This is a genomic window from Blastococcus sp. SYSU D01042, assembly GCF_054050515.1.
This window is the reverse complement of the sequence record NZ_JBJGZM010000006.1, coordinates 188,395-204,900: the sequence shown is the minus strand read 5'-3', so window position 1 is coordinate 204,900 and position 16,506 is coordinate 188,395. Positions and strand designations below refer to the sequence as shown.

13 protein-coding genes are annotated in these 16,506 nt (G+C 74.9%); 8 read left to right on the top strand and 5 right to left on the bottom strand.

The window, feature by feature from the left end; translation table 11 throughout:
- Positions 1–4 precede the first annotated feature (4 nt).
- The gene (locus ACI79H_RS13155; RefSeq protein WP_456554844.1) at positions 5–472 is read left to right on the top strand and encodes a DUF4383 domain-containing protein; all 468 of its coding nucleotides are present in this window, start codon (positions 5–7) and stop codon (positions 470–472) included.
- 74 nt (positions 473–546) lie between these two features.
- On the opposite strand, the gene ACI79H_RS13150 is transcribed toward ACI79H_RS13155, so the two are convergent.
- Together ACI79H_RS13150 and ACI79H_RS13145 are read right to left on the bottom strand one after the other, a co-directional pair.
- Positions 547–771 carry a hypothetical protein gene (locus ACI79H_RS13150; RefSeq protein WP_456554843.1) on the bottom strand — a complete coding sequence of 75 codons (225 nt, stop codon included), beginning with the start codon at positions 769–771 and terminating at the stop codon, positions 547–549.
- A gap of 29 nt (positions 772–800) precedes the next feature.
- Positions 801–1,319 (bottom strand): N-acetyltransferase family protein, encoded by a 519-nt coding sequence (locus ACI79H_RS13145; protein WP_456554842.1) that lies wholly within the window; start codon positions 1,317–1,319, stop codon positions 801–803.
- 78 nt (positions 1,320–1,397) lie between these two features.
- Between ACI79H_RS13145 and ACI79H_RS13140 the strand changes: the two genes are divergently transcribed.
- Positions 1,398–1,694, top strand: coding sequence for an ArsR/SmtB family transcription factor (locus ACI79H_RS13140; protein WP_456554841.1), 297 nt, complete (start codon positions 1,398–1,400; stop codon positions 1,692–1,694).
- Entirely contained in the window at positions 1,679–2,062 is a 384-nt protein-coding gene (locus ACI79H_RS13135; RefSeq protein WP_456554840.1) for a VOC family protein, read from the top strand. Before ACI79H_RS13140 ends, ACI79H_RS13135 begins: the two co-directional genes overlap by 16 nt.
- A gap of 22 nt (positions 2,063–2,084) precedes the next feature.
- Here ACI79H_RS13135 and ACI79H_RS13130 read toward each other — a convergent pair whose 3' ends face one another.
- Positions 2,085–3,644: an LCP family protein gene (locus ACI79H_RS13130; RefSeq protein WP_456554839.1), complete on the bottom strand. Its 1,560-nt coding sequence runs from the start codon at positions 3,642–3,644 to the stop codon at positions 2,085–2,087.
- A gap of 226 nt (positions 3,645–3,870) precedes the next feature.
- Here ACI79H_RS13130 and ACI79H_RS13125 point away from each other — a divergent pair, with 226 nt between their 5' ends.
- The 5 genes from ACI79H_RS13125 (at position 3,871) to ACI79H_RS13105 (ending at position 9,732) form a co-directional block, all read left to right on the top strand.
- Positions 3,871–4,821, top strand: coding sequence for an acyl-ACP desaturase (locus ACI79H_RS13125; RefSeq protein ID WP_456554838.1), 951 nt, complete (start codon positions 3,871–3,873; stop codon positions 4,819–4,821).
- A gap of 15 nt (positions 4,822–4,836) precedes the next feature.
- Positions 4,837–5,640 (top strand): exodeoxyribonuclease III, encoded by an 804-nt coding sequence (locus tag ACI79H_RS13120; protein ID WP_456554837.1) that lies wholly within the window; start codon positions 4,837–4,839, stop codon positions 5,638–5,640.
- A 39-nt stretch (positions 5,641–5,679) separates the two neighbouring features.
- A complete protein-coding gene (locus tag ACI79H_RS13115; RefSeq protein WP_456554836.1) occupies positions 5,680–6,786 on the top strand; it encodes a spore photoproduct lyase family protein in 1,107 nt (368 codons plus the stop codon).
- Between the two features lie 11 nt (positions 6,787–6,797).
- A complete protein-coding gene (yaaA, locus tag ACI79H_RS13110) occupies positions 6,798–7,544 on the top strand; it encodes a peroxide stress protein YaaA (RefSeq protein ID WP_456554835.1) in 747 nt (248 codons plus the stop codon).
- 139 nt (positions 7,545–7,683) lie between these two features.
- Positions 7,684–9,732, top strand: a complete 2,049-nt coding sequence (locus ACI79H_RS13105; RefSeq protein WP_456554834.1) for a SpoIIE family protein phosphatase — start codon at positions 7,684–7,686, stop codon at positions 9,730–9,732.
- On the opposite strand, the gene ACI79H_RS13100 is transcribed toward ACI79H_RS13105, so the two are convergent.
- Both ACI79H_RS13100 and ACI79H_RS13095 read right to left on the bottom strand, forming a co-directional pair.
- Positions 9,729–11,405, bottom strand: coding sequence for a DEAD/DEAH box helicase (locus ACI79H_RS13100; protein ID WP_456554833.1), 1,677 nt, complete (start codon positions 11,403–11,405; stop codon positions 9,729–9,731). The genes ACI79H_RS13105 and ACI79H_RS13100 overlap by 4 nt on opposite strands.
- 166 nt (positions 11,406–11,571) lie before the next feature.
- A complete protein-coding gene (locus tag ACI79H_RS13095; protein ID WP_456554832.1) occupies positions 11,572–16,503 on the bottom strand; it encodes an NAD-glutamate dehydrogenase in 4,932 nt (1,643 codons plus the stop codon).
- Positions 16,504–16,506 lie beyond the last annotated feature (3 nt).

The following is a 16,506-nucleotide window of genomic DNA, read 5'->3' as shown; positions in this document are numbered from 1 at the left end:
TCCCATGGCCGCATCCGCGGACCGCAGCGGTACCGGACGCGCCGGCAAGACCTGGCCTGAGCTGCTGGCCCTGGCCTTCGGCGCCATCTACCTGCTGATCGGCATCGTCGGCTTCTTCATCACCGGCTTCGACAACTTCTTCGGCAACGAGAACGGTGTCGACGCCCACCACGTGGACGCGAACCTGCTCGGGTTCATGATCAACCCGATGCACAACGTCGTGCACATCCTCATCGGTGCGGCCGGTCTGGCCCTGGGCCGCACGCTGGCCGGTGCCCGCACCTACGGCTGGCTGCTGGCCGTCGGCTACGGCGCCGCGTTCATCTACGGCCTCATCGCCGTGGGCGAGGACTGGGACTTCCTCAACCTGAACGCCGCTGACAACGTGCTGCACATCCTGACCGCCCTCGTCGGTCTGGTCATCGCGCTGGGCCCGGTCCGCGACCACGTGGGCACCCGCCGCACCGTCTGATCCGCACCAGCTGTACCGGCCGGGCCGGGTCCCGTCGTCCCACCAGGGACGGCGGGGCCCGGCCCGCTCGCACGTCAGGGTCGGGTACCGGCCCGCCGCACCAGGAAGCCGCCCACGCCTGCGACCAGGAGGCCGCAGACCAGCTGCGCGATGCCCACGCGGGCCTGGTCGCTGCCGAACCAGGTGACCGAGGACAGCAGCAGCACGACGGCCACGCCGAGCATGAACAGGCCGACCAGCCGCGCCCGGTCCTGCTCGGGCGAGCGGCGGTGCGGGCGGTCGGGGGAGCCGGAGGTCATGCCCCGGGTCTACCAGAGCGGCCCGTCGCTCAGAGCCGGCGGGCGAGCAGGATCTCGTCGCGGTCGTCGCCCGGGGCCACGCGCACCGCGCCCGGCAGCCGGCCCACCTCGGTGTAGCCCAGGCCGCGGTAGAACGCGTCGACGCCGGTGCCGCCGCGTGCGGTGAGCGAGACGAACTCCCAGCCGCGGTCCGCGGCCACCCGGTGCACGCCCTCCATGAGCGACCGCCCCAGGCCGCTGCCCTGGCGCGACGGGTGCACCTGGACGCGCAGGACGGTCGCCCAGTGCCGGCGCAGCGGTGACGACGAGCCGACCAGCGCCGCGAAGCCCGCGGTCGTGCCGTCGACGGTGAGCACGCAGAGCACGTCCCGCCCCGAGGCGACGCCCTCGAGCAGCCGGTCGAGCACCGGCTCCACGTCCGCGGCGTGCACCGGGGGGACGAAGCCGACCGCGCCGCCGGCGTTGGTGACGTCGACCCAGCAGGCCAGCAGCTCGGCCCGGAGGGTGTCGTCGACGGCGGTCACGGGACGGACGTCGACGGCGGGCACGCCCCCATCCTCCCGCGCTGACCTCGACCACCCCGAGGGGGCTTGTCATGCAAGCATCCGCTTGCCTATCGTGCTCCCGTGGGCGACGTCTTCAAGGCCCTCGCCGACCCGACGAGGAGGGCGATCCTCGACGAGCTGCAGGAGCGGTCGGGCCAGACCCTGTTCGAGCTGGTCAACCGGCTGATCAGCCGGCACGGGCTCACCTCGACGCGGCAGGCCGTCTCCCAGCACCTCGACGTGCTGGAGGCCGCCGGGCTCGTCCGGACCCGGCGCGAGGGCCGCTACAAGTTCCACGACCTGGACACCGCACCGCTGCGCGCCATCACCGACCGGTGGCGCACCGATCCCGAGGAGAACCCGTGCGCATCACCCTGACCAGCGTGTTCGTCGACGACCAGGAGAAGGCGCTGCGGTTCTACACCGACGTGCTCGGCTTCGTGGCGAAGAACGACGTGCCCATGGGCAGCCACCGCTGGCTCACCGTCGTCTCCGCCGAGCAGCCCGACGGCGTCGAGCTGGTGCTCGAGCCCGACGAGCACCCCGCGGCCCAGGCGTACAAGCAGGGGCTGGTGGCCGACGGCATCCCCTACAACTCCTTCACGGTGGCCGACGTGCAGGCCGAGTACGACCGGCTGACCGCGCTCGGCGTCCGCTTCACGCAGCCGCCCACGCAGATGGGGCCGGTCACCACCGCGGTGCTCGACGACACCTGCGGCAACCTGCTCCAGATCGCCGCCGTGTGAGCGCGCCCGGAACGGCTGCGCGTCAGCCGTCCCGGGTCGGGGGCATCCCCTCGAGGAGGGCCAGCTCGGCCGCCTGGCGGTCGTAGGCGCAGGCGTCCTGCACGTCGCTCGGTGCGACCGGCAGCTCCGTGGGGCCGGCGGTGCCGGACGGCGGCGCCGTCGTGGTGGGGCCGGCACCGGTCACCGGGGCCTCGGGGGTCTCCTCGGCGTCCGGCGCCTCCTGGGCGCCCGGCGTGAGCGCCAGGTAGACGATCCCGCGGATGCGGTCGTAGTCGGGGTAGGCCGGGTCGATCACCGAGTCGTCGAACACGACGCTCTCGATCTCGGCGTCCTTGACGAGGAAGGCCAGGTCGACGAAGTCGCCCAGCGCCGAGCGCGGGATGTCGGTGAAGACGACGTCCTTGGTCGTGCGGGCCAGGTCCTGGTACTTGCGCAGCAGGGTGACGGGGTCGGCGGCGTCGACGATCGCGTCGATGGTGCAGCGCTGCCGGTCCATCCGGTCGTAGTCGGTGAGCCCGAAGCGGCCGCGCGCGAAGGCCAGCGCGGTCGCGCCGTCCATGTGCTGGTCCGGCCCCGGGGCGATGTAGTCGTCGGGCAGCGTGCCCAGCGACGGCTCGCCGCCGACCGGCACCCAGTAGTTGACGTCCACGGTGATCCCGCCGAGCGCGTCGACCAGCCGGCTGAACCCCTCGAGGTTGATCAGCACGAAGTAGTCGATGTCCAGGCCCAGCGCCTCGCCGACGCCGAGCTTGAGGAAGTCCGCGCCCGGGTTGTCGGTCGCGCCGAGGGCGTCGGGGTACATGGCCGGGCCGTTGCGGTACACGGCGTTGAGCAGGCTCTCGCTCTCGCTGCCGGCGTCGAACCCGTCGGGGTACAGGTCGGCCAGCGGGCTGCTCGCGGGGAAGGGCAGGTCCTCGAGGTTGCGCGGCAGGCTGAACAGCGTCGTCGCGCCGTCGTCGGTGTCGATGCTCGCCACGATGACCGTGTCGGTGCGCACGCCCTCGCGCCCCTCGCCGCCGTCCCCGCCCAGGAGCAGGACGTTCACCCGCTCCTTGTCGCCGAAGGGGTCGGGGACGTCCTCGACCGTCGCCGAGCGCCCGTCGTCGGTGAACACCTCGGCGATGAGGTCGCGCTGGGCGAGGGCGACCTGGCCGGCGAAGACCGCGGGCGCGACGACGCCGGCGACCAGCAGCAGCACCACGGCGCCGCCGAGGACCCGCCGGCCGCGCGTGGTCCCGCGGGGGACGAGGACCAGGTGGCCGGCGACGACGACCGCCGCCCACAGCAGCGCCACGACCCCGACCGCCGCGACGATCCACAGCAGGGACTCGGTGTCCACGGCCGCGCGGACGGCCGAGCGCTGACCGGCGGTGGCCAGCCAGGCGCCGCCGGCGGCGAGCAGCAGGAACAGCCCCAGGACGACGCCTCCGAGGACCCGGCGCCCGGCGGCGAGGAAGGCCGTGCCCGGCAGGAAGGCGTTCAGCGCCGTCCAGCCGAGCGCGGCCCGGAAGCTGCGAGCCCGGTGCGGGGTCTCCCGCGGCGGCGCGGCGACGCCCTCCGGTGCCCCGGGCGCGTCGCTCACCGGCCGTCCGCCGCTGCCCAGGTCACCGGGCCATCGTCCCACCGATGGGCGGTCCGGGCCGCCCCGCGGTTGCTCCGGTCCTGGCGTACCCCCGACCGGGCGACACGCCCGCGACGAGCGGGAGGCGTGCGGAGGGGCCTCCCGGGGCACCCACAGGCATGCGTGACGGCGTGGTTACGGCCGCGTAGGTTACGACGGCGTAGGTCGAGTCGACCCGGAGGTCCCGATGCCCCGCACGTCCCCGCAGGCAGCCGTCCTGACCGAGCTCGAGCCGGTGGTCGCCGAGAACCTCGACCGGCACATCAGGATGGCCAAGGAGTGGCACCCGCACGACTACGTCCCGTGGGACGAGGGGCGGAACTTCGCCTTCCTCGGCGGGGAGGACTGGTCGCCCGAGCAGTCACGCCTCGACCAGACGGCCAAGGCGGCGATGTTCGTCAACCTGCTCACCGAGGACAACCTGCCCAGCTACCACCGGGAGATCGCCACCCGGTTCGGCCGGGACGGCGCCTGGGGGCAGTGGGTCGGCCGGTGGACGGCGGAGGAGGGTCGGCACGGCATCGCGCTGCGCGACTACCTCGTCGTCACCCGCGGGGTCGACCCGGTCGAACTGGAGCGGGCCCGGATGGACTACATGACCACCGGTTACGACTCCGGTGACAAGACCCCGCTCGAGGCGGTCGCCTACGTGTCCTTCCAGGAGCTGGCCACCCGCGTCTCGCACCGCAACACCGGCAAGGCCACCGGCGACCCGGTCGCGGACAAGCTGCTGGCCCGCATCGCGACCGACGAGAACCTGCACATGATCTTCTACCGGAACCTGGTCACCGCGGCGTTCGACATCGACCCCGACGAGATGATGAAGGCCGTCGCGCACGAGGTCATGCACTTCGAGATGCCCGGCGCGAACATGGCGAACTTCCGGAAGAACTCGACCATCATCGCCAAGGCCGGCATCTACGACCTGCGGCTGCACCACGACGAGGTGGTCGCGCCGATCCTGCGGACCTGGAAGGTCTTCGACCGGAGCGACTTCGGCCCCGAGGGCGAGCAGGCCCGCGAGCAGCTGGCGGAGTTCCTCAGCGGCCTCGACGCCCAGGCCACGAAGTTCGTCGAGAGCCGCGAGCGGATGCGGGCGCGCATGGCGGCCAAGGGTGAGACGCCGATCTCGGTGTAAGTAGGGTCGGTCGCCATGCGGTTGGCGACCTGGAACGTGAACTCCATCCGGACCCGGGCCGACCGCGTGGCGGCGTTCCTGCAGCGGCACGACGTGGACGTCCTGGCGCTGCAGGAGACCAAGTGCCGGGACGACCAGTTCCCGGAGATGGTGTTCAGCGCGCTGGGCTACGAGGTCGCGCACGTGGGCCACTCGCAGTGGAACGGCGTCGCGGTGCTGTCCCGGATCGGGCTGGACGACGTGGAGATCGGCTTCCCGGGCATGCCGTCCTGGTCGTCGAAGGAGGGCGTGGACCCGGCCCCCGAGGCGCGCGCCCTCGCGGCCACCTGCGGCGGGGTGCGGGTGTGGAGCCTGTACGTCCCGAACGGCCGGACGCTGGCCGACCCGCACCTGCAGTACAAGCTCGAGTGGCTGGCCGCGCTCCGTGCCGCGGGCGAGGGGTGGCTCGCCGCCGACCCGGAGGCCCCGATCGCGCTCGTCGGCGACTGGAACATCGCCCCGCAGGACGACGACGTCTGGGACATGTCGGTCTTCGCGCACTCCACGCACGTCTCCCCCGCCGAGCGCGAGGCGTTCCGGGCCGTCGTCGACGCCGGCTACACCGACGTGGTGCGCCCGCTCGCCCCCGGGCCGGGCGTCTACACGTACTGGGACTACACGCAGCTGCGCTTCCCGCGCCGCGAGGGCATGCGGATCGACTTCGTCCTGGGCTCGCCGGCGTTCGCCGGCCGGGTGAGCGGCGCGCTCATCGACCGCGAGGAGCGCAAGGGCAAGGGCGCCAGCGACCACGCGCCCGTGGTGGTCGACCTCACCCCCTGAGCAGGCCTCCGCCGCCACCGCAGGGCGTTGTACGGAGCGATGCCTCCCGTCGCCGCTCCTGCCGCGCCCGCCGTCCCCGCTCCGACCCGCCTGTGGACCCCCGACCGCGTCCTCGTCACCCGCTCGGCCGCCGAGCGCCCCTACGGGCAGCACGTGCTGCAGCGGCTCGAGCAGGCCGGCGTGCAGGACGTCGAGTTGCTGCGCGGCGACCGGCTGCCCAACCTGCGCGGCGACGGCGACCGGGCCGCGTTCATGCAGGCGAAGAACACGATGGCGCTCGTGGTCCCCCCGGCGTCGCTGCGCCGGCTGCAGCCCATCGCGCCGTCGGCGGACTGGCGGTTCGACCTGGCGCAGGGCTGCCCCGCCCACTGCCAGTACTGCTACCTCGCCGGCTCGCTGAGCGGCCCGCCCATCACCCGGGTCTACGCCGACCTCGACGAGGCCCTGGCCGGCCTCGACGCCTACGTCGGGCGGGGCTCGGTCACCTCCGGGACCGTCGCGCGCGGCGGCGAGCGGACGACGTTCGAGGCGTCCTGCTACACCGACCCGCTGGCGCTGGAGCACCTCACCGGCGGCCTGGCGCGGGCGATCACCGCCTTCGGCACCCGCGGGTGGTCCGGCCCGGTGCAGCTGCGGGCGACCACCAAGTTCGACGACGTCGGCTCGCTGCTCGGCCTCCCGCACGCCGGCCGCACCCGGCTGCGCTTCTCGCTCAACGCCGCCTCGGTGGCCCGCCGCTTCGAGGCCGCGACCAGCCCCGTGGCCGGTCGGATCGCCGCGCTCGGCGCCGTGGCCGCGGCCGGCTACCCGGTCGGCCTGACGATCGCGCCGATCATGCCGGTGGAGGGCTGGCAGGCGGAGTACGGCGACCTGCTCGACGCCGTCGCCGCCGTCCTGCCCGCGGGCACCGACCTGACCGTCGAGTGCATCACCCACCGCTTCACGCCGGGCAGCAAGACGACGCTCACCGAGTGGTACCCGCGCACCCGGCTGGAGATGGACGAGAGCCGGCGGACCCCCAAGCGCGGCAGGTTCGGCGCCGTGAAGCACGTCTACCCGAAGGACACCATGGGTGAGCTGCGCGGCTGGTTCGAGGACGCCGTCGCCGAGCGGCTGCCGTCGGCCCGGCTGCTCTACTGGACGTAACCTCGTCCCCCGTGCTCGTCCTCCTGCCGCCCTCCGAGACCAAGCACCCCGGCGGCGAGGGCGCCCCGCTCGACCTCGCCGCGCTGACCGCGCCGGAGCTCACCGGCGTCCGCACCGAGCTGGCCGAGGCGCTGGTGGAGCTGGCCGACGACGTCCCCGCGTCCCGCGCGGCGCTCGGCGTCTCCGCGGCGCAGGACGACGAGATCGCGCGCAACGCCGCGCTGTGGACCAGCCCCACCCTGCCCGCCGTCGAGCGCTACACGGGGGTCCTCTACGACGCCCTGGACGTCCGCTCCCTGACGCGGGCCCAGCGGGCGCGTGCCGACGCCCGGCTGGCCGTCGGCTCGGCGCTGTTCGGCGTGGTCCGGGCCGGCGACCGCATCCCCGCCTACCGGCTGTCGGCCGGCTCGGCGCTCCCGGGGCTGCCGGGCCTGCGATCGCTGTGGCGACCCGCGCTGGCGCCGGTGCTGGCTGCCGAGCCCGGTCTCGTCGTCGACCTGCGCAGCGGCGCATACGCGGCGCTGGCGCCCGTCCCCGGCGCGGTCACCGTCCAGGTGCTCAGCGAGCGGGCCGACGGCACCCGGGCGGTCGTCTCGCACTTCAACAAGGCGCACAAGGGCCGGCTGGCGCAGCTGCTGGCGCGCACCACCGCCGAGCCGGACGACGTCGTGGGGCTGCGGCGACTGCTGCGACGTGCGGGGTTGCACGTGGAACACGACGGCGGCACGGCGTTGACCCTGGTCGTGCCCGCGGCGTGACGCGGCCCTCCGCCGGGCTCGTGCCCCGGCGGTTGCGCGGGGCGCGGCGGGCGTGGCATAACGTTCGGAGAACGGCGCGGGCCCGAACAAGGTGGCCACAGCCTGACCACCGGGGCACACCCGGGCAGAAGGGCTCTCCGTGGACCGATCCCCCGCCGAGCAGCTCGCCGCCCTGCAGAAGCAGTACGAGAACGAGCGGGCGCGCTGGGAGCTGGCCAAGGAGGCCGGCGAGGTCGGCACGTTCGACTACGAGCCGGCCACCGGCCTGCTGCTGTGGGACGAGCAGCTCCAGCGGATGTTCGGCTACGACCCGGCCACCTTCGACCAGTCGCTGGACGCCTTCAACGCCCGCGTCCACCCCGACGACGCCCGATGGCACGCCGACGCGCTGCAGGCCAGCGTGGAGACCTGCGGCGAGTACGACGTCGAGTACCGGATCGTGCTCCCGGGCGGGGAGACCCGCTGGATCCACGCGCGCGGCCGGCACCTGCCCGGGCCCGACGGGCGCACCGACCACCTCATCGGCGCCGCCTACGACACGACCGGCGAGCGCGAGGCCTCCACGCGGGTCACGCGCGTGCTCGAGGCCATGCCGGCCGGCTTCTACTCCCTCGACGCGGACTGGCGCTTCACCCACGTGAACGCCGAGGCCGAGCGCCTGCTCGGGCACAGCCGCGACGAGCTGCTCGGCGAGGTGATCTGGGAGGCCTTCCCCGCCACGGTGGGCGGGGTCTTCGAGGAGAACTACCGCAAGGCCGTCGCCAGCGGCGAGCCCGCCTCCTTCGACGCCTACTACCCCGCGCCCCTGGACGGCTGGTTCGAGGTCCGGGCCTGGCCCACCCCCGACGGGCTGTCGGTCTACTTCCTCGAGGTCACCGAGCGGCGCCAGGCCCAGGAGCGGGCCGACCGCTGGGCCCGCCAGCTGACCACGCTGGCCCAGGTGAGCGCGGAGCTCGCCGGCAGCCTCGACACCCAGGTGGCGACCTCTCGGCTGCCGCGGCTGGTCGTCCCGGCCCTGGCCGACTTCTGCGTCGTCACCGTCATCGGTGCCGACGGCGCGCCCCGCGACGTCGGCAGCTGGCACGCCGACCCCACGGCCCGCCCGCTCCTGGAGCGCTACCGCGAGGTGCGCCTGGACGCGATGCCGATGACCGCCCCTGTCGCCCGCGCGCTGCACACCGGCGAGGCGGCGACCTTCTCCGGCAGCGAGGTGCTCGACCTGCTGCCGGACGGCCCGGCCCGCGACCTGCTCACGCTGCTGGCCCCGGCCAGCGAGGTCGCCCTGCCGCTGCGCGCCCGCGGCCGCACGGTCGGTCTGCTGACGCTCTTCTACAGCCAGGGGCACAGCCCCACCGACGAGGACGTCGCGATCGCCCAGGACGTCGCCGACCGGGCCGGGCTGGCGTGGGACAACGCCCGCCTGTTCAGCGCCCAGCAGCAGCTGGCCGAGGGGCTGCAGCGCAGCATGCTCACCGAGCCGCCGGAGCCCGAGCACGCCGAGATCGCGGTGCGCTACCTGCCGGCCGCGGAGGCGGCCCGCGTCGGAGGCGACTGGTACGACGCCTTCCTGCAGCCCAGCGGCACGACGATGCTGGTCATCGGCGACGTCGTCGGCCACGACACGGAGGCCGCCGCCGCGATGGGGCAGCTCCGCAGCCTGCTGCGCGGCATCGCCACCTACAGCGACGCCGGGCCGGTCGAGGTGCTGCGCGGACTGGACACCTCGATGGGCACCCTGCAGGTGGGCACCCTGGCGACGGCCGCCGTCGCCCGCTTCGAGCAGACGCCCGACGAGCGACGGCGCGGGCTGACCCGGATGCGCTGGGCCAACGCCGGGCACCTGCCGCCGCTGGTCACCAACGCCGACGGCACCGTGGCCGAGCTCGCCCCCTGGGTCGGCGACCTGATGCTGGGCGTGGACCCGGCCACCGTGCGCCGCGAGTCGGTCGTCGTCCTCGACCACGGCTCCACGGTGCTGCTCTACACCGACGGCCTCGTCGAGCGCCGCGACTCCGACCTCGACAGCGGCGTGGCGCGGCTGCGCGACGCGCTCACCGAGCTGGCCGGCCTCCCGCTCGACGAGCTGCTCGACGAGATCATCGAGCGGCTGGTCCAGGGCCGTCCGGACGACGACGTCGCGCTGGTCGCCGTCCGGCTGCACCGCCAGCCGGAGCTCGACAGGAGCTAGGCCCGGTCGCGCCGCACGGTGGCCTTGCGCCCCTTGATCATCGTCGCGCGCAGCGCCTGCACGACCTCGTCGGCCGTGGGCTCGGGGATCTCCACCAGGGCGAACCGCTGGTGGATCTCGATCGAGCCGATGTCCTTGCCGCGCAGCTCCGTCTCGCCGGTGATGGCGCCGACCAGGTCGCCGGGGCGGATGCCTGCCTCCCGGCCCAGCCCGACGAACAGCTTCGCTGTGGGCCCGGCCGGCCCCCGGCGCGCCGGCCGCTCGCCGCGCGACCCGCCCGGCCCGGCCTCCCGGCCGCGACCGGCGTCCCGCTCGGGCCGGAACCCGACCTGCGGGATCTCCTCCTCGTCGTCGGTGCCACCGGCGGCCTCGTGGGCGAGCTTGACCGCCGCCAGGGCCACCTCCATGAGGTCGAACTCGTCGGTGAGGGTCTCCACGACCACGCGGAACCGGTCCAGGTCGTCCCCGAGCAGGCTCTCGCGGAGCGCGGCACGGGTGAGGTCCAGCCGGCGGGTGCGCAGGTCGGCGACCGTCGGCACGGTCTGCACCGCGATGAGTGAGCCGGCGACCTTCTCGATGGTCTTGAGCTGCCGGTGCTCGCGGGGCTCGGCGAGGGTGATCGCCACGCCCTCGCGTCCGGCGCGGCCGACCCGGCCGATGCGGTGCACGTAGGACTCGGGTGCGGAGGGGACGTCGTAGTTGACGACGTGGGTGAGCTGCTCGATGTCCAGGCCGCGCGCCGCGACGTCGGTGGCGACCAGCAGGTCCGCCGTCCCGCTGCGCAGCCGGCCCATGACCTTGTCCCGCTGCTCCTGGCTCATCCCGCCGTGCAGCGGCTCGGCCCGGTACCCGCGGCCGTTGAGGGTCTCGGTGAGGCCGTCGACCTCCTCGCGGGTGCGGCAGAACACGATCGCCGCCGTCGGCGCCTCGATGTCGAGGATCCGGCCCAGCGCGGCCGGCTTCGCCGCCCGCGGCACGACGTAGGCGGTCTGGCGGACGCGGGGCGCCTGGCCGGCCTGGGCCTTCTCGCGGGCGACGGTGATGCGGGCGGGGTCGCGCAGGTGCCGGCGGGCCAGCGAGTCGAGCCGGCGCGGCATGGTGGCGGAGAAGAGCACGGTCTGCCGCTGCTCGGGGGTCTCCTCGAGGATGGCGTCGAGGTCCTCGGCGAAGCCCATGTCCAGCATCTCGTCGGCCTCGTCGAGCACCACGGTCCCGATCTCGTCCAGGCGCAGGCTGCCGCGGTTGAGCAGGTCCAGCGCGCGGCCGGGGGTCGCTACGACGACGTCCACGCCGGCCTCCAGGGAGCGGAGCTGGCGGACGATCGGCGCCCCCCCGTACACAGGTAGCACGCGGGCGCGGAGGTCCTTGCCGTAGCGGTGCAGCGCCTCGGACACCTGGACGGCGAGCTCGCGGGTGGGGACGAGCACCAGCGCGACCGGCGAGCGGCCGGTCCGCCCCGCCTCGAGCCGCTGCAGGACCGGCAGCGAGAAGGCGGCGGTCTTGCCGGTGCCGGTCGCGGCCTGGCCGAGCAGGTCGCGGCCCGCCACCAGCGGCGGGATCGCCTCGAGCTGGATGGGCGTGGGCTCCTCGTAGCCGAGGGTGGCGAGCGCCTGCTGGAGCTCGGGGCGCAGGCCGAGCTCGGCGAAGGTGGGGCCGTCCTGATCGGTGTTCATCGCCACCCATCGTCCTCGCCGGCCGACCCGGTGTCCCTCTGACCCCTTCTACCGCTCTCTAGCCGCATCGCTAGACGGCGGCAGACCCACCCAGAGTCCGCGAGATCTGCACACTCGGGGCCTTCCGGGCCCTGAAGCCCCCGAGTGTGCAGATCTCGGCGACACGTCAGGCCGGCGCGGGGCGGGGCAGGCGGCGGGCCTCGCGGCGGCGGCGGAGCCCGCGGAGGGTGCGGACGGCCACGAGCAGCTCGGCGAGCTCTTGCCGCTCGCCGCCGCCGATGTCGGCGAGCTGCGCGGCGGCCCGGGCCTGCGCGGCGTCCCACCCGTCGGCCCACGTGGCGACCAGCGCGGCCGGGTCGGCGTCGTCGCTGCTGCGCAGGGCCAGCACGTCCTCGGTGAGCGAGGACTGCTCCATCGCCAGGTCGTCGCGCAGCGAGGCGCGCGCCATGGACGGCCAGCGCCGGTCGCGGGGCAGCGCGACGACGAGCTCGCGCAGCGGCACGAGGCCCAGCCGCTCGGCCAGGCACTGCATCACCCGGCCGGCGAGCTCGACCGGCGCCCCGGTCCGCTCGGCGACCACGGCCAGGTCCAGCGCGGCCGGCATGAGGGGCGCGGCGGCGACCTCCGCCGCCAGCTCCGCGGGCACCCCGGCGTCCTGCAGCCGCCCGGCGCGCGCGGCGTACGCCTCCGCCTCCGCGCCCAGCAGCCATCCCGGCAGCCCGGCCCGGACGATCGCCACGGAGGCGCCGAACCGGTCGGTCACGGCACCGAGGGGCGGTGGCGGCTCGGCGGTGACGTCGCGCTGGCGGAGCAGCCAGCGGGCGCCCCGCTCGGCCAACCGGCCGGCCTCCGCGCGCAGCTCCACCTGCACGGCCGCCGGCACCCGGTTGTCCAGCGGGCGCACCGCATCCCAGAGCCGGTCGACGTCGAAGACCGCGCGGGCCACCGCGTGCGCCCGCACGACCGTCGCGAGCGGGACGCCGGTCTCCTCCGCCAGCCGGTAGAGGCCGGTCACCCCGGCGACGTTGACCGACCGGTTGGTCAGCGCGGTGGCGATGATCTCGCGGCGCAGGGGGTGCCCGGCGACGGCGTCGGGGAAGCGCTCCCGCAGCGGCCGGGGGAAGTAGCCGGAGAGCAGCGGCTCGAAGGCCGGGTCGTCGGGCAGCGTCGAGCCGAGCACGGCGGCGTCGGTGTCGAGCTTGGCGTAGGCCAGCAGCACCGAGAGCTCGGGCCCGGTCAGGCCGTGGCCGTCGCGCCGCCGCTCGGCCAGCAGCCGGTCGTCGGGCAGCGCCTCCACCGCCCGCTGCAGGCGGCCGGAGCGCTCCAGCGCCCGCATGAAGCGCTCGTGCGCGTCGAGCAGCGAGCGCGTCGAGGACGCCTCCGCCGCCAGCGTGGCGTTCTGAGCGTGGTTGTCGGTGAGGACCGCCGCGGCGACCTCGTCGCTCATCTCCCCCAGCAGCGCGGCCCGGCCGTCGGCGTCCAGCTGCCCGGCGTCGACCACCGCGTTGAGCGCGATCTTGATGTTGACCTCGTGGTCGGAGGTGTCGACGCCGGCGGAGTTGTCGATGGCGTCGGTGTTCACCCGCCCGCCGGCCAGCGCGTACTCGATCCGGCCGCGCTGGGTCAGCCCGAGGTTGCCGCCCTCGCCGACCACCCGCACCCGCAACTGGCCGCCGTCGACGCGGACGGCGTCGTTGGCCTTGTCCCCCACGTCGGAGGCGCTCTCGGCAGCGGCCTTCACGTAGGTGCCGATCCCGCCGTTGAACAGCAGGTCGACCGGCGCCAGCAGCACCCCGCGGATCAGCTCCTCGGGGCTGAGCGCCGCGACGCCGTCGGCCAGCCCGAGCGCCGCCCGCATCTGCGGGGAGACCGGCACCGACTTGGCCGTCCGCGGCCACACCCCGCCGCCGGCGCTGATCAGGTCGGCGTCGTAGTCGGCCCAGGACGAGCGCGGCAGCTCGAACAGCCGCTTCCGCTCGGCGAAGGACGACGCCGCGTCCGGCGACGGATCGACGAAGACGTGCCGGTGGTCGAAGGCAGCCACCAGCCGGATGTGCTCGGACAGCAGCATCCCGTTGCCGAACACGTCGCCGGACATGTCCCCGACGCCGACGACGGTGAACTCCTGCGCCTGCACGTCGAGGTCGAGCTCGCGGAAGTGGCGGGTCACCGACTCCCAGGCGCCGCGGGCGGTGATGCCCATGGCCTTGTGGTCGTAGCCCACCGAGCCGCCCGAGGCGAAGGCGTCGCCCAGCCAGTAGCCCCGCTCGAGGGCGATCGAGTTGGCCAGGTCGGAGAACGTCGCCGTCCCCTTGTCCGCGGCGACGACGAGGTAGGTGTCGTCGCCGTCGTGCCGGACCACCCGCTCGGCGGGCACGACGGCGCCGTCGGAGAGGTTGTCGGTCAGCGCGAGCAGCGCCCCGATGAAGATCTTGTAGCAGGCCTGGCCCTCGGCCAGCTGCGCCTCGCGGGAGGCGTCGGCCGGGGGCTGCTTGACGACGAAGCCGCCCTTGGCGCCGGTCGGCACGATGACGGTGTTCTTCACCATCTGCGCCTTGACCAGCCCGAGGATCTCGGTGCGCAGGTCCTCCCGCCGGTCCGACCAGCGCAGCCCGCCGCGGGCGACGGCGCCGAAGCGGAGGTGCACGCCCATCACCCGGGGCGAGCTCACCCACACCTCGCGGGCCGGCCGCGGCTCGGGCAGGTCGGGCACCGTCGCGGGGTCGAGCTTGAGCGCCAGCGCGGGGTGCGGCGCGGTCTGCATCGCGTAGTACGTCGTCCGCTGGGTGGCGGTGATCGCCGCCAGCAGCGAGGAGAGCACCCGGTCGGCGTCGAGGGAGGCGACCTCGCCGATCGAGCGGCGCAGCGACTCGGCGAGGACCGCCTGCCGCTCCGCGCGCCCGCCGGCGACCCGCGGCGAGAACCGCGCCTCGAACAGCGCCACCAGCCGGGAGACGACGTCGGGGTGCGCGGCGAGCGTCGACTCGACGTAGGCCTGGCTGAAGGGCAGCCCCGCCTGCCGCAGCCACTGCACGTAGGCCCGGACGACGGTGACCTGGCGCCAGTTGAGCCCGGCGAGCAGCACCAGCGCGCCCAGGCCGTCGTCCTCCGCCTCGCCGCGCCAGACCGCGCCCAGGGCGTCGGTGAAGCGCTCGGGCAGGGAGCGGAGCAGCGGGAGGTCGACAGGAGGGACGGCGACGCCGAAGTCGTAGATCCAGGACAGCCGGCTGCCGATCCGGTCGATCTCGTAGGGCCGCTCGTCGACGACCGAGACGCCCATGTGCTGCAGGAGCGGCAGCACGTCGGACAGCAGCAGCCGCTCCCCCACGCGGAACACCGTCAGCCGGCGCTCCCCCGGCCCGGCACCCGGCGGCGTCCACAGGCGCAGCGAGAGCTCCCCGTCGGCCAGCCCGTCGAGGACGGCGAGGTCCTCGACGGCGCGGTCGGCCGGGAAGTCCTCCTGGTAGGCGGCCGGGAAGGCGTCGGCGACCCGGGCGAACAGCCGCTCCCCGTCCTCGCCGTGCCGGGCGGTGAGCGCGTCGGCGAGGTCGTCGGTCCAGCTCCGCGCCGCGGCGGCCAGCTCGGCCTGCAGGGCCTCGGCGTCCACCGGCACGGGCGCCGACCGCGCCGACCGGCTCACCGGCAGGCGGACCACGAAGTGCAGCCGGGCCAGCACCGACTCGGTGGACCGGGCGGTGTACTCGATGCTCGTGCCGCCCAGCCGCTCCAGCAGCAGCTGCTGCATCGCCAGCCGGACCTCGGTCGTGTACCGGTCGCGGGGCAGGTAGACGACCGCCGACCAGAACCGGCCGGTCGGGTCCTGGCGCAGGAACAGCCGGGTCTGCCGGCGCTCCTGCAGGTGCAGGACGGCGTCGGCCACCGGGAGCAGCTCGTCGGCGCTCAGCTGCAGCAGCTCGTCGCGCGGGTAGGTCTCCAGGACCTCGAGCAGCTCCTTGCCGGTGTGGCTGTCGGCCGGCACGCCCGAGCGGGCGATGACCTCGCCGACCCGGCGGCGCACCAACGGGACGTCGAGCACGCTCGCCGTGTACGCCGACGACGGGAACAGCCCGACGAAGCGGTGCTGCCGCGCGCCGCTGCCGTCGCCCGAGGGGACGGTCAGCGCGATCAGGTCCAGCCAGCCGCGGCGGTGCACCGACGAGCGGACGTCGGCCTTGGTGACGCTCACCAGGTGCCGGCCGGGCACCTGGGCCGCCTCGGGCGTGGGCGGGGAGGCGTCGGCGGCGTTGTGGTCGGTGTCGCTGCGCAGCACGCCCAGCCCGCTGCCGGGCACCGGCCGGACCCTGCCGGGCGCCAGGTCGACGTCCCGGGCTCCGAGCAGCACGACGTTCCCGTCGGCCAGCCAGCGCAGCAGCGCGGCGGCCTCGGCCGGGTCGTCGGCGGGGTCGGGGACGTCGGCGGGGCCCGCCGTCGCCGCCAGCGTCCCGGCCAGCTCGAGCAGCCGGGCGCGCAGCCGCGGGGCGTCCTCGTCCACGGCGCGCACGTCGTCCAGGACGGTGCGCAGGCCGGTGACCAGGTCGGTGGCGGCCTCGTCGTCGATCGGGCCGTCGAGGACGACCGCCATCCACGACTCGGCGACGGCGTCGGCACCGCAGCCCTCGGGCGTCGCGCTGTCGCAGAAGGCCAGCAGCCGCCCGCGCAGGTCGCGGCGGACGACGAGGACGGGGTGCACGACGTGCGCGATGTCGACGCCCTGCCGGACGACCTCGGCGGTGACGGAGTCCACGAGGAAGGGCATGTCGTCGATGGCCAGGCGCAGGACCGCCTCGCCGCCGGGGGTGCGGAGCACGTCGACCAGCGCGGCGCCGGGCGGCCGGGTGCGGGCCGCGGCCACGTGCCCGAGCGCGAGGGCCGCCAGCTCGCGGGGTTCCCGCTCGAGGACGGCGGCGGCCGGCTCGCTCCAGTAGTAGCGGCGCAGCAGCGCCGGGACGTCGTCGGCGGTGCAACCGGCCGGGTACTCGGCGTCCGGGCCGAGCTCCGCCACCGCCGTCCGCGCGGCCTGCTCGAGCAGCCGTCGCTTCTCGTCGCGGGCGGCCTCCAGGGCGGCCAGCTCGGTCAGGGAGCCAGGAGTGCTCGCCATGCT

Excerpts from the sequence above, each read along its gene's own strand:
- ACI79H_RS13155 (WP_456554844.1), top strand. The coding sequence starts at position 5 with ATGGCCGCATCCGCGGACCGCAGCGGTACCGGACGCGCCGGCAAGACC.
- ACI79H_RS13150 (WP_456554843.1), bottom strand. The coding sequence starts at position 771 with ATGACCTCCGGCTCCCCCGACCGCCCGCACCGCCGCTCGCCCGAGCAG.
- ACI79H_RS13125 (WP_456554838.1), top strand. The coding sequence starts at position 3,871 with ATGCCCCGCACGTCCCCGCAGGCAGCCGTCCTGACCGAGCTCGAGCCG.
- ACI79H_RS13120 (WP_456554837.1), top strand. The coding sequence starts at position 4,837 with ATGCGGTTGGCGACCTGGAACGTGAACTCCATCCGGACCCGGGCCGAC.
- ACI79H_RS13115 (WP_456554836.1), top strand. The coding sequence starts at position 5,680 with ATGCCTCCCGTCGCCGCTCCTGCCGCGCCCGCCGTCCCCGCTCCGACC.
- ACI79H_RS13100 (WP_456554833.1), bottom strand. The coding sequence starts at position 11,405 with ATGAACACCGATCAGGACGGCCCCACCTTCGCCGAGCTCGGCCTGCGC.
- ACI79H_RS13095 (WP_456554832.1), bottom strand. The coding sequence starts at position 16,503 with ATGGCGAGCACTCCTGGCTCCCTGACCGAGCTGGCCGCCCTGGAGGCC.